Source organism: Pristimantibacillus sp. PTI5, assembly GCF_048572955.1.
Classification (GTDB): Bacteria; Bacillota; Bacilli; order Paenibacillales; family Paenibacillaceae; genus Pristimantibacillus.
On record NZ_CP183886.1, the window covers coordinates 1057855 to 1076446 of the forward strand.

The 18592-nt window shown below is 49.3% G+C and carries 22 protein-coding genes and 1 other annotated feature; of the genes, 9 read left to right on the forward strand and 13 right to left on the reverse strand.

Features of this window, described 5'->3' with window-relative positions:
* Positions 1-145: 145 nt before the first annotated feature.
* The 7 genes from ACN6MW_RS04990 to ACN6MW_RS05020 all read right to left on the reverse strand — a co-directional run bounded on the left by ACN6MW_RS04990 (position 146) and on the right by ACN6MW_RS05020 (position 7684).
* Positions 146-1015, reverse strand: a complete 870-nt coding sequence (locus ACN6MW_RS04990) for a metal ABC transporter permease (protein WP_419874471.1) — start codon at positions 1013-1015, stop codon at positions 146-148.
* Complete coding sequence (locus tag ACN6MW_RS04995) at positions 1012-1953, reverse strand: metal ABC transporter permease (RefSeq protein WP_419874472.1); 942 nt, start codon at positions 1951-1953, stop codon at positions 1012-1014. The genes ACN6MW_RS04990 and ACN6MW_RS04995 overlap by 4 nt, the downstream gene beginning before the upstream one ends.
* Position 1954: 1 nt before the next feature.
* Positions 1955-2764, reverse strand: coding sequence for a metal ABC transporter ATP-binding protein (locus tag ACN6MW_RS05000; RefSeq protein WP_419874473.1), 810 nt, complete (start codon positions 2762-2764; stop codon positions 1955-1957).
* A gap of 27 nt (positions 2765-2791) precedes the next feature.
* Positions 2792-3751: a metal ABC transporter solute-binding protein, Zn/Mn family gene (locus ACN6MW_RS05005; RefSeq protein ID WP_364146919.1), complete on the reverse strand. Its 960-nt coding sequence runs from the start codon at positions 3749-3751 to the stop codon at positions 2792-2794.
* Between the two features lie 203 nt (positions 3752-3954).
* On the reverse strand, positions 3955-6033 hold the full coding sequence (locus ACN6MW_RS05010) for a peptidoglycan D,D-transpeptidase FtsI family protein (protein ID WP_419874474.1): 2079 nt from the start codon (positions 6031-6033) through the stop codon (positions 3955-3957).
* Positions 6034-6080: 47 nt separating this feature from the next.
* Entirely contained in the window at positions 6081-7229 is a 1149-nt protein-coding gene (locus tag ACN6MW_RS05015; RefSeq protein WP_419874475.1) for a transglutaminase domain-containing protein, read from the reverse strand.
* Between the two features lie 5 nt (positions 7230-7234).
* Positions 7235-7684: a hypothetical protein gene (locus tag ACN6MW_RS05020; protein ID WP_419874476.1), complete on the reverse strand. Its 450-nt coding sequence runs from the start codon at positions 7682-7684 to the stop codon at positions 7235-7237.
* Positions 7685-7845: 161 nt separating this feature from the next.
* On the opposite strand from ACN6MW_RS05020, the gene ACN6MW_RS05025 reads away from it, so the two are divergent.
* The 3 genes from ACN6MW_RS05025 (at position 7846) to ACN6MW_RS05035 (ending at position 9792) form a co-directional block, all read left to right on the forward strand.
* Positions 7846-9021 carry an MFS transporter gene (locus ACN6MW_RS05025; protein WP_419874477.1) on the forward strand — a complete coding sequence of 392 codons (1176 nt, stop codon included), beginning with the start codon at positions 7846-7848 and terminating at the stop codon, positions 9019-9021.
* A 132-nt stretch (positions 9022-9153) separates the two neighbouring features.
* Entirely contained in the window at positions 9154-9276 is a 123-nt protein-coding gene (locus ACN6MW_RS05030; protein WP_419874478.1) for a YjcZ family sporulation protein, read from the forward strand.
* A 144-nt stretch (positions 9277-9420) separates the two neighbouring features.
* Positions 9421-9792, forward strand: coding sequence for a toprim domain-containing protein (locus tag ACN6MW_RS05035; protein WP_419876275.1), 372 nt, complete (start codon positions 9421-9423; stop codon positions 9790-9792).
* Here ACN6MW_RS05035 and ACN6MW_RS05040 read toward each other — a convergent pair.
* The gene (locus ACN6MW_RS05040) at positions 9789-10397 is read right to left on the reverse strand and encodes an SCO family protein (RefSeq protein ID WP_364146907.1); all 609 of its coding nucleotides are present in this window, start codon (positions 10395-10397) and stop codon (positions 9789-9791) included. The two genes, ACN6MW_RS05035 and ACN6MW_RS05040, sit on opposite strands and share 4 nt — an antisense overlap.
* Positions 10398-10420: 23 nt before the next feature.
* Complete coding sequence (gene cyoE, locus ACN6MW_RS05045) at positions 10421-11278, reverse strand: heme o synthase (RefSeq protein ID WP_419874479.1); 858 nt, start codon at positions 11276-11278, stop codon at positions 10421-10423.
* 260 nt (positions 11279-11538) lie between these two features.
* On the opposite strand from cyoE, the gene ACN6MW_RS05050 reads away from it, so the two are divergent.
* Both ACN6MW_RS05050 and gerQ read left to right on the forward strand, forming a co-directional pair.
* Positions 11539-11961 (forward strand): cell wall hydrolase, encoded by a 423-nt coding sequence (locus tag ACN6MW_RS05050; RefSeq protein WP_364146906.1) that lies wholly within the window; start codon positions 11539-11541, stop codon positions 11959-11961.
* Between the two features lie 37 nt (positions 11962-11998).
* Entirely contained in the window at positions 11999-12598 is a 600-nt protein-coding gene (gerQ, locus tag ACN6MW_RS05055) for a spore coat protein GerQ (RefSeq protein ID WP_419874480.1), read from the forward strand.
* Here gerQ and ACN6MW_RS05060 read toward each other — a convergent pair.
* Positions 12595-12897, reverse strand: coding sequence for a hypothetical protein (locus ACN6MW_RS05060; protein WP_419874481.1), 303 nt, complete (start codon positions 12895-12897; stop codon positions 12595-12597). The two genes, gerQ and ACN6MW_RS05060, sit on opposite strands and share 4 nt — an antisense overlap.
* An 88-nt stretch (positions 12898-12985) precedes the next feature.
* On the opposite strand from ACN6MW_RS05060, the gene ACN6MW_RS05065 reads away from it, so the two are divergent.
* Positions 12986-13972, forward strand: a complete 987-nt coding sequence (locus ACN6MW_RS05065; protein WP_419874482.1) for a metal-dependent hydrolase — start codon at positions 12986-12988, stop codon at positions 13970-13972.
* Positions 13973-14136: 164 nt separating this feature from the next.
* On the opposite strand, the gene ACN6MW_RS05070 is transcribed toward ACN6MW_RS05065, so the two are convergent.
* Positions 14137-14358, reverse strand: coding sequence for an alpha/beta-type small acid-soluble spore protein (locus ACN6MW_RS05070; RefSeq protein WP_053372089.1), 222 nt, complete (start codon positions 14356-14358; stop codon positions 14137-14139).
* Between the two features lie 133 nt (positions 14359-14491).
* Here ACN6MW_RS05070 and ACN6MW_RS05075 point away from each other — a divergent pair, with 133 nt between their 5' ends.
* Complete coding sequence (locus ACN6MW_RS05075; protein WP_364146899.1) at positions 14492-14668, forward strand: DUF5325 family protein; 177 nt, start codon at positions 14492-14494, stop codon at positions 14666-14668.
* 34 nt (positions 14669-14702) lie between these two features.
* On the opposite strand, the gene trpS is transcribed toward ACN6MW_RS05075, so the two are convergent.
* On the reverse strand, positions 14703-15692 hold the full coding sequence (gene trpS / locus ACN6MW_RS05080) for a tryptophan--tRNA ligase (protein ID WP_419874483.1): 990 nt from the start codon (positions 15690-15692) through the stop codon (positions 14703-14705).
* 55 nt (positions 15693-15747) lie between these two features.
* Positions 15748-16014 (reverse strand) — a binding site (T-box leader).
* A 120-nt stretch (positions 16015-16134) separates the two neighbouring features.
* Here trpS and ACN6MW_RS05085 point away from each other — a divergent pair.
* Both ACN6MW_RS05085 and ACN6MW_RS05090 read left to right on the forward strand, forming a co-directional pair.
* The gene (locus tag ACN6MW_RS05085; RefSeq protein WP_419874484.1) at positions 16135-17154 is read left to right on the forward strand and encodes a permease; all 1020 of its coding nucleotides are present in this window, start codon (positions 16135-16137) and stop codon (positions 17152-17154) included.
* The gene (locus tag ACN6MW_RS05090; protein WP_419874485.1) at positions 17151-18059 is read left to right on the forward strand and encodes a TIGR03943 family putative permease subunit; all 909 of its coding nucleotides are present in this window, start codon (positions 17151-17153) and stop codon (positions 18057-18059) included. The genes ACN6MW_RS05085 and ACN6MW_RS05090 overlap by 4 nt, the downstream gene beginning before the upstream one ends.
* 53 nt (positions 18060-18112) lie before the next feature.
* On the opposite strand, the gene ACN6MW_RS05095 is transcribed toward ACN6MW_RS05090, so the two are convergent.
* Positions 18113-18517: an O-methyltransferase gene (locus tag ACN6MW_RS05095; RefSeq protein WP_419874486.1), complete on the reverse strand. Its 405-nt coding sequence runs from the start codon at positions 18515-18517 to the stop codon at positions 18113-18115.
* Positions 18518-18592 lie beyond the last annotated feature (75 nt).

Consider the following 18592-nt stretch of genomic DNA (forward strand, 5'->3'; position numbering starts at 1 on the left):
CTTTTATATCCTAATAAGTTCCAAATATAGTACGTCCATTACTGGATAAAAGTTGCATATTTGGATCTTATCCTGATAAATAGAAAAAAAGCAGCCAAATTAGGCTGCTCATTTCTCGGTCTATACTTTTAATTACCTACTTCGGTTAAGCAAGCTTACGCAGCCGAAGCTTCTTGATCACAATGCCGTGAGACGGCGAGAACAAAAAGGCGATGACGAACAATAAGGCAGCCGCGCAAACCATGCAGCCTGCGATCGAAGCATCCAGCATGACCGCTGCGCCATAGCCGATAAAGGTACTGGCTATGCCTGCAGCTACGCTTAAGCCGATCATGATGCCGAGCCGGTCGGTCAGCAAATATGCCGTTGACGCCGGAATGATCAGCAAACCGACTACCAATATCGCTCCCACGCTCTCGAAGGAGCTGACCGTCGCCATAGACACGAGTCCCATCAACAAGTAATGAAACAGCGCTACGGGGATGCCGATGGCTGCCGCAAGGGCAGGATCAAACGCGCAAAGCTTGAATTGCTTATAAAACAAGGCAATAACGGATGTTATAATAAGAAGCGTAAATCCAAGCAGCCATACCGCCTTCGGCCCCATATTGACACCGCCAAGCTCCCATATATTCCAGTGCACATAAGCAATCTCGCCGTACAAAATCGCATCCTGGTCCAAATGGACCTGACGGGCATATAAGCTGACAAGCACGACGCCGATTGCAAATAATGCCGTGAAAACAACGCCAATGGATGCATCCGATTGAATGCCGCTCTGCTGGAACATTTGAATAAGGAAGGTCGTCAGCAAGCCGCATAACAATGCGGCGAACATCATAAGCAGCGAATCGCGCGAACCGCTGAGCAGAAACGCGATAACGATGCCTGGCATGACGGAATGGCTGATTGCGTCACCGATCATCGCCATTTTGCGCAGAACAAGAAATACGCCAAGCACCCCGCAGCAGCTCGCTACCAGTGCTCCTGTAAGCAAAATCCAAAATTCGCTCATAACGCCGCCTCCTTCTTCACATTACCCTCGAGAAGACGCTCATTGTCACGATTATAGCGCTGCTTTACCCTCTGACGAAGCAGCCGCTTCGCAACAAGGCCGCGCTGAGGTCCAAATAGAATGGAAAAGCAGAACAACAGCGTCGCTGCCAGTACGGTTACCGGCCCAGTCGGCAGATTAGAGACCGAGGCGCTGATCCAAGTCCCGATGGCGCCGCTGACAGCGCCGAATAAACCGGACAATATAACCATGAATCCTAAACGATCCGTCCAATACCTGGCTGATACTGCTGGAGTAATCAGCAGCGCTGCCACAAGCACAACGCCGACCGCTTGAATGCCGGATACTACGGCTACCACAATAAGAAACATGAGCAGCTGCTCAAGAAACGCTACCGGATAACCAAGGCCTCTTGCAAAGCCGGGATCAAACGAGATAATTTTGAACTGTTTAAACAGCAAGGTACAAATCGAAATCAACGAAATGCATACCACCGTCATCGTAATCACGTCGGAAGCGATCATTGAAGCGGCCTGCCCGAATAAAAACTTATCCAGACCTGATTGATTGCCATAGTTGCCATGCTGGATTATCGTAAGGAGCACGATGCCTAAGCCAAAAAATCCCGATAATACAATGCCCATCGCCGCATCCTGTTTAAGCTTGGAATTGCGTGTAATATATCCAATGCCGAAGGTTGCGACAATTCCCGCCACGCCCGCACCGATTAGAAATAGGCCAATTGATTTGATACCCGTAAGCATAAACGCAATGCAAATTCCCGGGAGCGCCGCATGTGCTAACGTATCGCCCATTAAGCTTTGTTTCCGGAGATACGAGAAGCATCCGATAACGCCGCTGCTAAGACCAAGCAGGGTGCATCCGAGAAATATCCACTGCATATTCGGATCAGAAAGCATTAACCAAATCTTTTCCATCCTACTCACCCTTTCCGTCAAATGGTGACGGGGACTGCAGGCTGCGGTCAAGGAAGGCAAGCCTGCCGCCGTAAGTACGCTGTAATTGCTCCTGCGTGAACGTTTTTTCTGTCGGCCCAAACGCCTGGAGCTCCACATTCAACAGAAGAACCGAGTCGAAATAATCCTGTACCGTCGCAAGATCGTGATGTACGACAATCACGGTTTTGCCCTGCAGCTTCAGCTCCTGCAGCAAAGTTATGATCGCTTTCTCTGTCGCGGCATCCACGCCGGCAAAAGGTTCATCCATAAAATAAAGCTTCGCGTCCTGCGCAAGCGCGCGAGCCAGAAATACGCGCTGCTGCTGCCCGCCTGACAGCTGGCTGATTTGTCTGCCTGCGTAGTCAGCCATCCCTACCTTGCTGAGGCATTCCAGTGCAAGAGCCTTATCCTTCGCGCTTGGGCGGCGGAACCAGCCCAAATGTCCATAACGGCCCATAAGCACAACATCCAGCGCATTGGTTGGGAAATCCCAATCGACCGATTCCCGCTGCGGTACATAACCGATCATTTTACGCTGCTGCTTATAGGGCTTCCCATAGACGAGCACTTCACCGCCAATGCTTGGGATGAGTCCAAGAGCCGCCTTCATCAGCGTTGATTTACCGGCTCCGTTCGGACCGATTACACCGATTAGCTCCCCTTCTTTTACCTCAAAGGTGATGCTGCGAAGGACGGGTTTCTTCTGATAAGCGACGCTTAGTCCCTTAATGCTTAGCGGCGCAATCGCTTTTGCGTCTTGCTTAGCCGTTTGAGTTTGGCTCATGTTCATCACTCGCTTTCCTTCGTGTATATTCTGCTATTTCAAAGCGGCTACAATCGTATCCACGTTGTGCTTCACCATTCCGATATAAGTTCCTTCTTCTGTTCCCGCGTTGCCCATTGCATCGGAGTAGAGCTCTCCGCCGATTTTTACCTCGTGGCCTAATTGACGCGCACCCTCGATAACCGATTCAATGGATTTTTTCGGTACGCTGGATTCGATAAAGACCGCTTTAATTTTTTTCTCGACCAAGTAATCGCGAAGCTTGCTGACATCCTTAGACCCGTACTCAGACATCGTATTCATCCCTTGCAGCCCCGTGACAGTTAACCCGTATGCCTCGCCGAAATAGCCAAAAGCATCATGCGCGGTTACAAGTATGCGGCTCGCCTCGGGGATCGTTGCAATTTGTTCCTTCGCATAGGCATCCAGGTCTTCAAGCTCCTTGATGTAGGCTGCTGCGTTATCTTTATAGTAGTCTGCATGGGCGGCATCCTTCTCGACCAATGTATCGCGGATGACCTCCGTTGCCGAAATCCAAAGCTTCACGTTAAACCAGATATGCGGGTCATGCATGCCTTGGCCCTGCCCCGGCGCGGCGTGCAGCTGATCTTCTGTCAGATACTCGGATACGGCAACCGTCGGTTTGCGTTTCTCCAGGGCTTCAAACATTTCCGCCATCTTTCCTTCTAAGTGCAGTCCGTTATAAAAAATAATATCGGCATCGTCGAGCTTCTTCACATCGCCTTGCGATGCTTTGTACAAATGGGGATCGATTCCCGCCCCCATCAAGCCGCTGACCTCGACGTACTCTCCGCCTACCTGCTGCGCAACGTCTGTAATCATTCCAGTGGTCGCCGTGATGTTGAGCTTGCCGCTACCGCCAGGCGATCCCTCCTGCCCGCAGGCTGTTATCAACACGGCCGTCACCGTCAAAAATACAATCGTCATGATGAATCTGCGAAGAGCAGAATTCGTCTTAAAAGTTTTGCGCATACCTATGACCTCCTAAGTCCCTATCTTATTTTATATTCACCATAGTTTGCCCTTATGAATCTTAGTTTGCCTAATGCCTTTTTTTTAATAATACACAAAAATGTTTCGCTAGTGCAACATTTATTTTAAAATGGGCGCTCTCCGCAGAAAAAAAAGGCCGGCTGGAGCCATCGCTCCAGTCGGCCTTTCATTATAAATTATGCTTATTCGTTCGTGTTCGTCGTATCCGCGTCTGTATTCGCAGCAGTTGTATCCGCTGCATTTCCCGTATCCGCAGTCTTTTTCTTAGGTACGCCGTACAGGCCGATCTCTTCATTGTAAGCATCGAATATTTGCCGCGCGATCGGGGATGCTCCGTAACTACCGAAGCCGCCGTCAGGCACGACAACCGCTACGGCAAGCTTCGGCTTATCTGCAGGGGCGTATGCGATAAAGACCGCATTTTCCGCCGTGCGCTTCGCCACATCCTGCTCGGATGTACCCGTCTTCCGTCGGTAGGTATAATCAACGCCTTCAAAGCCCTGCGAGCTAACCTTGGACATGCCGGTTTCAATCTCTTTCCAATATTCAGCCGGAAAATTGACCTCATTCAAAATCTCCGGCGTGTAGCCTTGAACGACATTCCCGTCCGAGTCTTTGATTTGGTTAACGAATTGCGGCTTAAGCCGTTTTCCGTGATTAGCCAGCATCGCCGCATATTGCGCAAGCTGAAGCGTCGTATAACGTCCTTGCTGACCAAACGAGGCCAAAATGAGCGCTGCTTGTGAACTATATCTTTCGGCCGAGTCAAAATATTCGATAATCCCTTTTGATTCTCCGATAAGACCGCTCTCCGTAAGAACGCCTAGCCCGAACTGCTTCATGTAATCATCCCAAATCTCTACGCTGCTCTTTCCGTTAACGGTGCCGCGCCTATAAAGCCTATCTCCGACCATCGCAGCCATGAACGGGTTGGATGAATGCTCGATAGCTTCTGCACCGTCTATGTTGCCATATACATGCCGCTGCGAATTTCGAATAAATACCTCATAACCTTTTTTACCGTAGGTGAATACACCCGTGTCGGGATAATAGCTCGTTGTGGTAAATAATTTCTCATTCAGCCCGATCAATACGGACAACGGCTTCATCGTAGAACCGAGCGGCACGATGGAAGAAGGATGTTTCTTTCTTTCTTCCTCCGAGTCGTATTTCCCGTAAACGCTGCGAATCGTCCCGTTTTCCAATACGTTGGAGAAGTTTTCGTAATCTTCGGAGCTGATTCTGCCTCCAGCCCAAATGTTGGAATCGTAGTCCGGCATGCTCGCCATCGCGACGATCTTGCCGGTATCCACTTCCATGGCTACGGCGAAGCCTGTTTTGGCGTATTCCGCACGCTCGTATTTATTGGATGAGGTCGTTATTTTTTTCAATTGATCCATGATGGCTTGCTCTGTTTTTAGCTGCACGTTCTTATTAATGGTTAAATAAATATCAGACCCTTTTTGAGGGTTCGTAATTTGCATGGGACCAATAATACGCTCCGCATTGTTAACCGGATACGTCTTCAAGCCGTTTGTTCCGCGCAAAACGTCCTGGTACATGTACTCCAAGCCGTCCATGCCTACATCTTCTTCTTCTAAGTATTGAAGAGTCGCGTTTTCTTCCGTCGTTTTTTCCTTATAGAAATCAACCGTCTCGCGTACGCCTTTATACTTCTTCAAATAGCCGACCAGTTGGACCGCGATGGAATTCGTATCGTAATTCCGGACGCTTTCCTCCATGATATCGATTCCTTTAAAATCCGTACGGTTTTCCATAAAATAAGCGATTTCTTTATTGGTTAAACCGGATTTGATCCGCCTTGGCGTCGAGATCGTATTCCGTCTAAAATCCAGATCCATCTGCCGAATAATATCGTCGACGGTCATCGCTTTCGTCGGATCTCCGTATTTGGTAAATACGGTCAGCAGCTTGGCGGCCATCTGCCTTGCGTTCTCTTTGGCTTCCTCCAGCTTAAGCTCCGGCTGTATGCTGAAATACAACGACTGCGTCGAAGTGGAATAAGCAATCGGATAGCCTGTGGAATCATAAATATTGCCCCGTATAGGCGGTATTTTCACGCTGCGCGTCGCCTTATTGATGCCCTCCGCGCTAAGCGTAGGCCCTTCCACGAATTGCAATATGGCCAGACGAACGATCAATACGCTAAACAATGCGAAAGTAATAAAGAAAAATAAGTTCAGGCGAAAAGAAAAATGCCGCCGGTTTATGATTTCCCGCTTTTGCGGATCATCTTGCACGTTGAATCACCTCATATTCTTAAATAAATCCTCTTCCAAAAATCCGGCTATGCCTCGCGAATATGCGTGTCATCGAAGGCCGGCGGATTAAACCAATCTCCGGCGTTTGCCCATGTGGCATCCAGCGGTATCCAGCCCGATCCGATCCGAACCTCATTCCAAGCATGCGGACCAAAGCCTCCGCGTCCGTCGGCTCCCATTCCCGTTACAACCCGCACCTCTAATCCTGCTGACCTCGCCATTACAGCATACAATCGAGCTATATCTATACATACGCCTTTACGCGTATCAAATGTCTCGGGAGGTGCCTGTTCCTTCCAAATCCCATGCTCCTCGTAATTGCGGGCCTTGTCAAAATCGTAAGCGATTCTTGTGCCCAGCCACTCGTAAAGGCTGCGCGCTTTCTCTTCATCCGTCTGCGCATCCTTCGTGACATAGAGGGCCGCCTGCTCGATTTCCGCAGGAATGGCGTAATCAATCATTTCATATTTCCGTTGTAAAATTTGCTTAAACTGCGCTTCGACTGCTTTGGTAAAAACCGGCCCCTGACCCTCGAGAACATCTCCCGCAACCGGGCTAAGCCAAGCAGCCGCTTTGTTGTACACCTGCGAATCGGATATTTTATCGACATACCAGCCATTCGGCATAAGTGACACATAAACGAACAAGAAGGCTACGAAAACAAATGACCGCCCAGCGCCATGAACTGCGCCTAGCAACGCCCCAACCGCACGGCTTGCCTGTTTCTTGCTACGCAGGCCGTCGGCAGATTCTTCCCTCCCGCGGCTCAGCAGCCCTTGCAATCCGCGTTCTGCCAAAGGTTCCACGAAGGAAGCCAGTGCACGCAGAAGCAAATAACCGAACAGGAATACGACGCCGTAGCGCAGCAGTGCGAAATCCCGCAGGCTCGTAAGCAAGGTGAACCAAGCTTGCTCCAAGCTGCTGAGCTCATGCTCCGGAACCGTGACGCGCTCTGCGAGCCAATGTGCGATGACGGGCGATAATTTATTCGTAAGCTGCGCGGAGAGCACCAAACAAACAATCATGACTATGCCCTCCCAGACAAAAAAGAAAAGGCGCCTCGCAGAACCCGATGCGCCTCTCCTCATCCCTTGAACAAGAGAGCCAAGCAGAAGCAAAAGCACAATGACGGCAACGGGCTCCACTCCATCTAATCGCTCAATCCAGTTTGTCATGAGCATTACCCGTTCTGCTTCGCTTGGTCAATAAAGGTTTGTATCGTGCTGTCAAGCTCCCACTTGCCAAGCTCGGTTCCCCGAAATGAAACAGCTACCTCGTTCTCGCCCGGTACGCCGGTAAGCTCTACATTTTTTGTTTTTACGGTGAAGGTTCCATCCGAGTTGTTCACGAAAGATGCATCCTTTGCCTCGCCTACCATGGCATTAACGGCTTCCTGCTTCACCGTATCCGCTACCTTCGTCCCGATTTCCTTCAGATCATCCATGCTGTAGCCGCTATAAACGACAATGCCAAGTACGATTGCCGCAACGATCGCCCATTTGAGCACGGTTTTCACAATGCGCACAATCATAAATAGTACAACAAGCGCTATAACAAGCACCAGCCAATGGTCTTTAAAAAAAGTCATCCATGTGTCCGTATCATAAGTCGAAAAATCTAAAAAATCCAATTGCATCCCCTCCATTATACCTCGTACAAAATCCCATTACAAAATATTATAACCTACGAAATATAGGGCGTAAACGCTTGCCCTCTTTTTATCCAGACATATCCTGTCCCATTTAAACGTACAAGTATAGTAGCGTGTAATTGGCAAGGAGGGGAAGCCCTGTGAAAACAGCGGTTTGGCTTTATTTATTTTTGTTCGTCGCTTTTTTTGATTTGCATGCGCAGTATCCTATTTTGACGCCTTTTGCGATTTCCTTAGGGGCGGCACCTTCTTTTATCGGACTGATGATGGGCATGTACTCCATTACGCATTTGCCCGGCAATCTGATTGCCGGCTTTGGCGTTGACCGATACGGCAGCAGGTTTTTTATCGTGTTCAGTCTCATGGCAGCGGGCATTGTGCTGCTGTTCCAATCGCAGGTTACGAATCCTTGGCAATTGCTTCTGCTCCGCTCCATAAGCGGCTTCGTACTGGCATTCCTATCGCCCGCCTGCCTTTCCTTGCTCGCAAAAATGACGAGCGACCGAACGGAACAGGGGAAGCTCATGGCCGGTAACGGACTGGTTCATACGCTTGCTTCCGTCGTTTCCCCTGCGGCAGGCGCCTACCTCGTTGCAAAAATCGGATTTACGACGGCATTCACTTTGCTTGGCTGGATTCTCATTGTCACATCCGTTTGCGCTCTCTTCTTTATTAGAGATATCCGCCAAAATGCCGTGCAAGGTGAAGCTCCGGTTCCATCCGAAGCGAAAAAAGAAAAAAGCAAAGAAAAGCTGCCGCTGGAGCTGCCGGTTCCCATACCTTGGCTCGTTTACCTGCTGCCGATTGCGCTTAGCTGCGCGCAGGGCATCTTGTCGTTTGAACTGCCTCTGCTAGCCAAGACGAAGGAAGCGATGATGACGACCGGGCTCCTGTTCTCCGTCGTCAGCATCGGTGCCCTCGTGACGCTGAGCATGCTGTTTTTAAACCGGGTATCCGCCTATCAGCGTACGTTATGGGGCTCGCTTTTTCTTGCCATCGTTTATTTCGGGATCGCCTCTCAAGTACCGGCTCCGCTCACTTTAATGCTGCTATTGGTCGGGATGGCCAAAGGGGTGATCCTGCCCGCGCTCTCCACGCTGTTAATCGAGCTCAGCGGCGGCGCACGCTACGGCCGGACCTTCTCTGTTTTATCGATCGCCTTTTCAGTCGGCGCATTTATCGGACCGATGGCTGCGGGGCAAATACGTGACTATATTTCTCCTTACTACATCGCATTCCTTGCTCTGATGATCGCTGTAACGCTGCTTCCGCTGCATCGTTCCCGCTCGCTTTCCTCCCGCACCCATTTTTCGTAGGCATGGGTATACGCACAGGGCTAATTACACCCCTCTACATAACATACATTATGGCAAATGACCAGCCGAGACAGTCGGCTCCGGCTGACGGCTATCATCGCTTTTACGCAAAAGAAACGGGGTGACTCATCTATGTCTGGAAATAATGTGGGTGGATTGAACCAAGGTTACGGACACCACGGCAATTCGAATATCGGCATCATCCTCGTGCTGTTTATCCTGCTCGTAATCATCGCATGCACTTGCCTATGCTAGATTAAACGAGAACGGCCTGCTGCGAGCAGGCCGTTTGTTGCATCTGCAGCCGCTATCGGTAAAATCGAGAATTGGTGGTAAACTAGGAGTATGGCGCAAACCGCTGCACCGACTTTCGTAATCGAGGTGATTTCAATGGATTTTGTGGATATTGCCATTATCGTAGAAGGTAAAAATGATAAAGCAAGGCTAAAGCGCGTGCTTGATGAACATGTGCCGATCTATTGTACTTTTGGAACGCCTGGCTCCGAGCAGCTGGACAAGCTTCGCAAGCAGGTCGGGCATCATCAAGCGTATATTTTCACCGACAATGATTCCTCCGGAAAACGAATCCGTTTCCTGCTTCGCGATGTTTTTCCGGACGCAGAGCATATTTACACACGCAAAGGCTACTCGGGCGTCGAGCACACCCCTCTTGAATACTTAATCGAGCAATTAGAAAAAGCGGGCCTCGATGCGCATATTCGATATCCTGCGCAGAGTCCCGCTTCCGGTTGGAGCAAAGATGAATTTTAAAGCACTTTGTTTAAATCATCGACGATATCTTCAGCCGTTAAATCTTCCTTGCTGCCGTCAATCCACTTTCGGATTTGCCCGTCCTTGTCCACGATCGTGATGACATTCATATGCGTAAAAGACTTGTCTTCGTTCTTTATTACCGCTACGCCAAAATCCTTAGCCAATTGAAGCGTGCCCGCCTCTTCTTCTCCGCGCAGGAAGCGCCAAGTATTCGTGTCGGCAAAATGCCGTTTTGCAAAATCGCGTATGACATCCGGCGTATCGCGTTCCGGATCGAACGTGATGGAAATCAGCTCTGCCTCTGTGCCGAGCTTGCCTTCCGCTTCAAGCTGATCCTGTACCTGGGAGAGCAGGAAGGTGGTCGGCGGACATACATCCGGACAATTCGCAAAATAGAAATAAACGATTCGCGCCTTGCCGTTCGTGGATTGGAGCGAAACCTGCTCACCGTCGATATCCGTAAGCTCGAAGGCTGGAGCAGCCATCTCGATGGGAAGCGTCTGCTTCGGCTGCATGCCGTACGTTATAAATAAATAAATGCCCATAGCTGCGCAAAGCGCCAGTACTGCGATCTTGAAGCTGTGCTTCTTCAAAAAAACCACGTAAGTCACCCCTAAATCAATAATTATGATCCCGTTGTATTCAGAATCATAACAACGAATATTACCATTAAGTAGTTAACCGAAATAAGAAAATTCGTTTTTGCCCATTTTTCCGTATCCTTGGCACCCGTGCCGCGCAGCGTATGAACCAGCCACAGGAGACCGCCCAAAACGGAAATAATCAAAAAGTAAATGCCTACGTACCCGTAGGTGTAAAACAAGATGCCAGTCGGCAGCAGCAGCACGATGTAAGGAATCATTTGCAGCTTAGTCCGTTTGATCCCCTTCACAACCGGAAGCAACGGATAGCCGGCTGCCCGGTATTCCTCCACCCTCCGAATCGCAAGCGACCAGAAATGAGCCGGCTGCCAAAGAAACAGCAGTGCGAATAATATCCAAGCTCCTGCATCAATCTCATTCGTAACCGCGCAGTATCCGATAACGGGCGGCATTGCTCCCGAGATCCCTCCGACCGAAGTACTCCACGTGGATGTCCGTTTCAGCCACATCGTGTAGATGACAATGTAAACGAACCACCCTAGCAGGCCAAGCCAGCCTGACAAAGGATTAACGAGGATAAACAAGACGGCTAGTCCAGCTATTCCCAAAATAATGCCGTAAAGCAATACCGTCCCTGGCTGCATTCGACCGGTAGGCAGCGCGCGGTCCTTCGTACGCTCCATTTTCAAATCCAATTCACGGTCCCAATAATTATTAATGACGGTGGCTGACGCGATCGTCAAAGTCGAACCGATAAGCGCCCATATAAGCAATAGGAAATCGATATCCCATTTGGAAGCAACCAAGAAGCCACCCAGCGCAGCAAACACATTCAGTCGAAGTAGCCGCGGTTTTGTCAAAGCAATCAAGTCTTTCAGCACGAAGCGAGCCTCCCGAGTTTTGCGACAAGACGCTTGATGCGTCTATCATCCATTGATGAATCGTTTTTAATCATACCGAAAAAAGACCGCGATGACAACGTTCGACGGCTTTGTTCATCATTTTGCCACGCAAATTGTGACAAATCATTTAGTAACCATTTGGATGGGCGCCGAGTACAATGACTATGTAGTTTGATGCCTATTCCAAACCGCACTCAAACCGTCCTAAAGTAAGCGAAGGGAAGTGAACCGTCAAGTCTATGGCAGTCATTAAAACGAACTCCGAGGACACGAAGATGCTCGCCCGTCTCATGCGGGCCGAGGCGGAGGGCGAAGGCGAATTAGGAATGCTTATGGTCGGCAATGTCGGCGTAAACCGTATTCGCGGCAACTGTCTTGATTTTAAAAACATTCGCTCCATTCCGCAGATGGTCAACCAACGGCCCGGCGGCTTCGAAGCAATAACCAAAGGTTATTTTTACCAAAGCGCCCGCGAAAAAGATATTCGATTGGCGAAGCGGATGATTAACGGCGAGCGTCAGCGTCCGGCTTCCAACGCGCTGTGGTTTTTCCGTCCGGCGGGAAGCTGTCCCCAAACTTGGTGGGACCAAACGCACAGCGGAAGATATAAGGCGCATTGCTTCTACATTCCAAAGCAAGGCGAATGTCCAGCTGTCTATTAATTTCAATTTCTAATGTGTGAAAGCGAGGAATTTCAAGATGTCTAACGGTTATGGCTTCAAAACTCAGGTAAGTCCCGCTCAGGTAAGCCCGGCAAATGCAGCGCCTTATCATGGCTACGGTTACGGCGGATATGGCAGCTATCCTTATCCAATGGGCGGCCAACAGCCGACTACGCTTCCTGCCGGCATGCCAATGGGACAGCAGCCGACTGCGTTCCCAGCCGGGATGCAGGTTCAGTCTGCTCAAATGCAACAAATGCCGCCAGCTGTGCCAAGCGGATCCTTCGTTACCCCGACAGGCGGCAATATCGTTACTCTTCCTGCAATTGAGGAATCTTACGTAGAAAACATTTTGCGTCTTAACCGCGGCAAAATGGCAACTTTCTATATGACTTACGAAAACAACCGCGAGTGGAACGCCAAAATTTTCAAAGGCATTATTGAGGCTGCCGGCCGCGACCACATCATTATTAGCGATCCGACGACCGGTATGCGTTACTTACTATTGACGCTTAATCTTGATTACGTGACCTTCGATGAGCCGATCGCTTACGAATATCCGTTTAACGGAAACGTCGTAACCTCTTCTACACCGCTCGGCATGGCTACCTTAGGCACGGTTAATTCCAGCCGTTAATCCGGGCTCCCGACGCGTGAATGCGCCGGCTTAAATGTCCAAACATGCATTTTCGCCGGCCCGCCCGCGATCCAATTCGATATGGGGTACCATAAGGAACGCTCGCTGCAGCGTTCTTTTTTGATTTCTTCCGCCTGCTCGCAAGAATCTGCTTGCCAGACCTCAACGAAAAGGTTTTCCTGATCTGTTCCTTCATATAAATATACGTTGTTTCCTTGCTGCAGAAGATCCTTCGTATAAGCGAGGAAATGCTCTCGCCATTCAGGTAGAATACGGTATTCCGCAAAACAAATGCACATTTGCCTCAAGTCTCCTTTTGCTTACCTTGATAAAGTTCCCCCGCTCCGTCGATACTACACCTAATTAATAATTTGGGGAGGACTCGACATGGATACAGGCACACATCTCGTCATGGGTATCGGTCTCGCCGGACTGGCGACCATCGATCCCGTAGTTGCAGCAAATCCATCCATACTAACCGCAGTCTTAATTGGTACAGTAGCCGGATCGCAAGCACCTGACTTGGACGGTCTGCTGCGTTTAAAGGGGAACGCGGTATATATCCGCAACCATCGAGGGATTTCTCATTCTTTGCCGGCCATCGCCATATGGACGATTCTGATTACGGCCGTGCTTCAATTATTTTACCGCGGCAGCCTGCCATGGCTGCATATTGGAGGCTGGGTGCTGCTCGCCGTATGCGTTCATGTATTCACGGATTTGTTCAACACTTACGGCACGCAGGCGATGCGGCCATTTACGGATAAGTGGATCTCCTGGAATATCATACACATCTTTGATCCCATTATTTTCACGGCGCATGTCATTGCTATTTTACTTTGGGCAGGCGGTTTCGTAAATCCGGCATTTATTTTTCCGCTTATGTATCTGTTTCTGGCCGTTTACTTCGTGTGGAGGACATTTACCGCAAGAAGCACCGTGCAGAGGTTGAAGACACTCGATACCGAATATGCGGAAGGCGATGTCTATATTGCCATCCCGACGATTTCCCTCTCGATATGGAATGTAGTTAAACAAACCAAAAATGGCGGCTTTGTCATCGGCAACCTGCGCAGCAGCAAATTAAAATGGCTGGATCGGGTACAATGCTCGGATCATCCGTCCGTCGCCAAATCCAAGAATGACCCGGCGATCCGCTCGTTTTTGTATTTCACCAGCTTTGCTTGCGCAGACGTCCGGGAACATCATTGGGGATATGAAGTCAGGTGGTGCGATGTAAGATACCGCCACCGTAAACAATATCCTTTTGTGGGAGTACTGCTTATGAACAAAAAAGATGAGACGATCGGTTCTTACGTGGGCTGGCTCAGCGATGAGCGTTTAATGAAAAGACTCCGTATGGATACTTATTGATATTGACGCCGGAAAGCCCTTGCCGCATGATAAGGGGGGCTTTCTTTTTTTTGTTAAAAAAGATCGGTTCATCTTCCTTCCTGCTGTGATAAAATAATGGCTAACCAAACTAAAAAGCCCAAGGCAAGCCTTGGGCTTCGTTCATCATTGTGTATAAAAATCGATTAACGGGAGCCGCCAGAAAGTTGTTGTTCAGCAATTTGGACTAGCTTTTTCGTAATATAGCCACCTAGGGAGCCTGCATCACGAGTCGAAACATTACCGTAGTAGCCATCTTGAGGGATTTGAACGCCTAGTTCTTGCGCCGCCTCAAGTTTCATTTGTTGTAGAGCTTGGTTCGCTTGTGGAACAACAAGTTGATTACTTCTGTTGTTTCTTCCAGCCATAATGTATTTCTCCTTTCGTCCTCTGCACTTTGATGTGTGTTGCAAGCTTGCAAGCTTATTATGTGCACCGCCCGAGAAACTATTCTTAATTGTTTAAAAATATATTGATGATTTGTTAAGGAGAGAAACCCCCATGTCCAAGCCGCTTTCATTGTTCTTTTCCGTTGTCGCTATCGTATTTATGAGTGCTATGGCAGTCTCAATCAGCTATAGTGGCTGGCTCGTACTATTGTTCGGATTATTAAGCCTTTTTACCATTGGGGCCGGTTTTATCGTAAAAGCCCGCTTGCGCAGAAAAAAACAGGGCTGACGATTGCCGTCAGCCCTGTTTCATTTTTCAGTCTCTAGCCGCGAGGAGGAAGAAAGCCCATAAGCTCCTTCACGTCTGCCAGCGTGCGGTCTGCTATGACAGAAGCACGCTCGGCTCCTTGCTTCAAGATTTGGTGGATTTCGCCGGAACTCCGGATTTCATTGTATCTGGCTTGAAGCGGTTCGATCACGGATACGACATGCTCAGCCAGCTCTTTTTTGAAAGGCCCATACCCCTGCCCTTCGTACCGAGCCTCGATCTCTTCAATGCTGATATTCGCGCAATGCGCGTAAATACTCATCAAATTGCTGACCTCCGGCTTATTCGCGGGATCAAACTTCACTTCGCGGCCCGAATCCGTCGTTGCCCTGCTAATTTTTTTGCGGATGACATCAGGAGGGTCAAGCAGCGCGATAAAGCTGCCGGCATTCGGGTTGCTTTTGCTCATCTTTTTGCTGGCATCATCAAGCGACATCACCCGGGCGCCAACTTTCGGAATATAAGGCTCCGGAATCGTAAAGTATTTGCCGAACCTCGTATTGAAGCGATGAGCCAGATCGCGGGTCAGCTCCAGATGCTGCTTCTGGTCGTCTCCAACCGGTACTAAATCGGCATTGTAAACCAAGATGTCCGCGGCCATTAATGTAGGATAGACGAACAAACCCGCTCCGACCGACTCTTTGCCCGCAGATTTGTCTTTGAACTGCGTCATTCTTTCCAGCTCGCCCATGTTAGCCAGCGTCGTAAACAACCAGCCGAGCTCCGCGTGCGCGCGAACATGGGATTGCACGAACACATTGGCTTTAAGCGGATCTATACCGGCGGCAATAAACAGTGCGGCTACTGCTTCCGTTTGTTCTCTAAGCGCAGCCGGGTCCTGAGGAACCGAGATGGCGTGCAGATCGACAACCATAAAAAAACATTCTTCCGTATGCTGCAGCTTCACGAAATTTTGCATGGCGCCAATATAGTTCCCTAGAGTAAGCTGTCCGCTTGGCTGTATGCCCGAGAGTACCTTTTTCATTATGCTTCAACCTCTTTCCGATAATATCTTAAAAAAACGCAAAAAATCCCCCGCCGCAAGGGACGAGGGACCGTGGTGCCACCCTAATTCGCTTATGGTACGCTTTTCTGGTAAAACGAAGCGCAGGATAAATCCCATAAGCCTTATTGCTCCGTAACGGGGAGCTGCCGTACAAATATTTCTGGCTGCGCACGCATGCCGCCAGCTTCCTTTTGTAGGCTCCGGGGCCCATTCGGCATCGACGTTTGCACCGGTTCACAGCGACCACCGGCTCTCTGCAAGCAAATCAATCGAGCTTACTTTTTCCCATCATTGCATTTAAAACGATTATACCTGTGAAAACCGTAAAGTCAAGCGCCGAAATCGTTGTCCTATTATTGCCATTCCCAGCATAGGCTATACTGATATTCGTAATCCTTACCAAAAGAAAGGATACTGGACTATGCTAAAATATATTTTCCGCTTCGGCACCCCGCTGCTTGGGGTAGGATGCTTAATTATGTTAGCCCTCATTGTTACCAATCGGGAACTGCCCCCTAATATCTTCACAGCAGCCAACCTGCAGTCTTTCAAAATATTATTTATTAGCATTATATTAGAAGCATTTCCATTCATCCTGCTCGGCGTATTATTTTCTGCCCTGCTGCAGGTCTTCGTTACGGACGAGCTGATCCAAAAATTCACGCCCAAAAACCCGGTGGCCGGCGTTTTGTTCGGCGCATTGCTTGGGATCTTGTTTCCCTTATGCGAATGCGGCATGATTCCCGTCGTCCGCCGATTGATTCGCAAAGGCATGCCTGCTTACATTGGGATTGTATATCTGCTTGCAGGCCCTATCGTAAATCCGATCGTATATGCATCCACCTTTACCGCTTTCCGCACGAAACCCGAAATGGCTTATTCCCGAATGGGACTAGCCTTCGTCATCGCCGTCATCGTCGGCTTGCTGCTGTATAAATTCATGAAAAACAGCCCGCTTAAGACGACCCATTCGGCTCATATGACCCATCATGGCCATTCCCACAGCCATGACCATGGAGCAAGCGGCAGCGGGTTCAGAGGCCGAGTCGCCTCGATCCTATCCCATGCGTCGGACGAGTTTTTTGAAATGGGAAAATATTTGATCTTCGGCGCCTTTTTAACCGCAATTATCCAAACGGCGATTGATCGCAGCACCCTGGCGGCATTTGCCGAACAGCCTGTCTTTTCGTACGTATTCATGATGGGCTTTGCATTTATTCTATCGATTTGTTCGACATCCGATGCGTTTATCGCGTCCTCATTCAGCGGTATGTTTAATTTCGGGCCGCTGCTTGCATTCCTTGTATTCGGTCCCATGATCGATCTTAAAAACACGCTGATGCTCTTAAGCACCTTCCGCGTTAAATTCGTCTTGATTCTAATTGCTTTAACCGCAGCGCTGACCTTCATCGGCGCTTGGATAACGGAGGTATTATTATGACTCATCATCTGATACGGGCTGCTATCCTAACCGGCTTCGCGATGTTCATCGTCTATTTGGACCGAACGGGTGAAATGATGCTTTACATCGCGCCAAGGATGGAGCTTTACGTTAAGCTGTCGGCGCTCGGTCTTTATGCTGCAGCAATTTACCAGGTGTATGCCGCCCTCCAGAAACGGATGGGTAATCAAACCCCTAGCTGCGATTGCGAGCATGAACCTTCGCCTTCCATTTTCAAAAACACCATCATTTACGGTTTATTCGTATTTCCGCTACTGCTCGGCTTCCTCGTACCAACTGGGACGCTTGGCAGTGCGCTTGCCGCCAAAAAGGGGCTCAGCCTCTCCGGCAGCGCCGGCTTTGAGCGGCCGATAGCGAATAACACGCTTGCACCCGGTGTCCATGACGCGGCAGGGTCTGCGACCCATTCGGCACAGGCAAGCACCACGGGCGAAAGCATCGATTCGCTTTTTCCAGCCGATGAATATACGGAAACGCATGCCGCTTACGGAAAAAAGCTTTATGCCGAGCCGCTCATCAGCGTACCCGAGAAGCAGTTTATCGAGACATTAACGACGCTTGATCTCTATCGGAAAGCGTTCATGGGGAAGGAAATTGAAATCACCGGATTCGTGTACCGCGAGGAGGAGATGGGCAAGGAACGTATTGCGGTCAGCCGATTCGCAATGAACTGCTGTTCAGCAGACGCTCTGCCCTACGGACTTATGATTAATTGGCCAAAAGCTAATGAGTTTGCGGATGATGAATGGGTAACGATTAGAGGAACCTTGACTGCCTCCACTTATTTGGATAATGAAATCATCCTATTGGATGCCATTAAGGTCGAGAGGATCCAAACGCCGGAATCGCCTTACGTGTATCCCGACCTCGATTTTGGTCTATAAAGCAGCGAGCTGACGGTGTCCGTCAGCTCGCTCTTTTTGTTTATTGTGACTGTTTATTGTGAATCCCATAAATCATTTCGTTTTGGATAATAGCGTGAATTCCAATTCGCCATATTGTAATTGGATTCAAAAAGAATGCTGGCCGACCATGAGTTGGAGCTTGTACGTACAGAGAAATCATAAAGAATCTCGCCATGCGACCATTCTTTCCTATATTTCAGCGACTCGATTGCCATTTGTTTGAAGGCCTGCACCTGAACAGCCGTAAGCCCTTTGTCCACGTTCTCGAACTTTCCGTTTTTGCTCTCGATGGGATGATGCCTAACCCCGAACTTTCCTACCGCATTATTTCTCACATGAATTAATACTGTACCCGCTGTTGCGTTAGTCAGTTCGCCTTCAAGCTGGCGAAATACAAATTCTACTTGACGAGCAAGTGATGTCGAATCCGTTTGCATACATTTTATCCTCCTTTATGATTTATTGGGTGTGAGTTTCCATATAGGTCTCAACGCATATTATATAGTCCTTTT

Coding starts and splice junctions, on each gene's coding strand:
- ACN6MW_RS04995 (WP_419874472.1), bottom strand. CDS start 1,953: ATGGAAAAGATTTGGTTAATGCTTTCTGATCCGAATATGCAGTGGATA.
- trpS (WP_419874483.1), bottom strand. CDS start 15,692: ATGAAAAAGGTACTCTCGGGCATACAGCCAAGCGGACAGCTTACTCTA.
- gerQ (WP_419874480.1), top strand. CDS start 11,999: ATGTCTAACGGTTATGGCTTCAAAACTCAGGTAAGTCCCGCTCAGGTA.
- ACN6MW_RS05000 (WP_419874473.1), bottom strand. CDS start 2,764: ATGAACATGAGCCAAACTCAAACGGCTAAGCAAGACGCAAAAGCGATT.
- ACN6MW_RS05060 (WP_419874481.1), bottom strand. CDS start 12,897: ATGTGCATTTGTTTTGCGGAATACCGTATTCTACCTGAATGGCGAGAG.
- ACN6MW_RS05085 (WP_419874484.1), top strand. CDS start 16,135: ATGCTAAAATATATTTTCCGCTTCGGCACCCCGCTGCTTGGGGTAGGA.
- ACN6MW_RS05090 (WP_419874485.1), top strand. CDS start 17,151: ATGACTCATCATCTGATACGGGCTGCTATCCTAACCGGCTTCGCGATG.
- ACN6MW_RS04990 (WP_419874471.1), bottom strand. CDS start 1,015: ATGAGCGAATTTTGGATTTTGCTTACAGGAGCACTGGTAGCGAGCTGC.
- ACN6MW_RS05095 (WP_419874486.1), bottom strand. CDS start 18,517: ATGCAAACGGATTCGACATCACTTGCTCGTCAAGTAGAATTTGTATTT.
- ACN6MW_RS05065 (WP_419874482.1), top strand. CDS start 12,986: ATGGATACAGGCACACATCTCGTCATGGGTATCGGTCTCGCCGGACTG.
- ACN6MW_RS05050 (WP_364146906.1), top strand. CDS start 11,539: ATGGCAGTCATTAAAACGAACTCCGAGGACACGAAGATGCTCGCCCGT.
- ACN6MW_RS05075 (WP_364146899.1), top strand. CDS start 14,492: ATGTCCAAGCCGCTTTCATTGTTCTTTTCCGTTGTCGCTATCGTATTT.
- ACN6MW_RS05030 (WP_419874478.1), top strand. CDS start 9,154: ATGTCTGGAAATAATGTGGGTGGATTGAACCAAGGTTACGGACACCAC.
- ACN6MW_RS05070 (WP_053372089.1), bottom strand. CDS start 14,358: ATGGCTGGAAGAAACAACAGAAGTAATCAACTTGTTGTTCCACAAGCG.
- ACN6MW_RS05015 (WP_419874475.1), bottom strand. CDS start 7,229: ATGACAAACTGGATTGAGCGATTAGATGGAGTGGAGCCCGTTGCCGTC.
- ACN6MW_RS05005 (WP_364146919.1), bottom strand. CDS start 3,751: ATGCGCAAAACTTTTAAGACGAATTCTGCTCTTCGCAGATTCATCATG.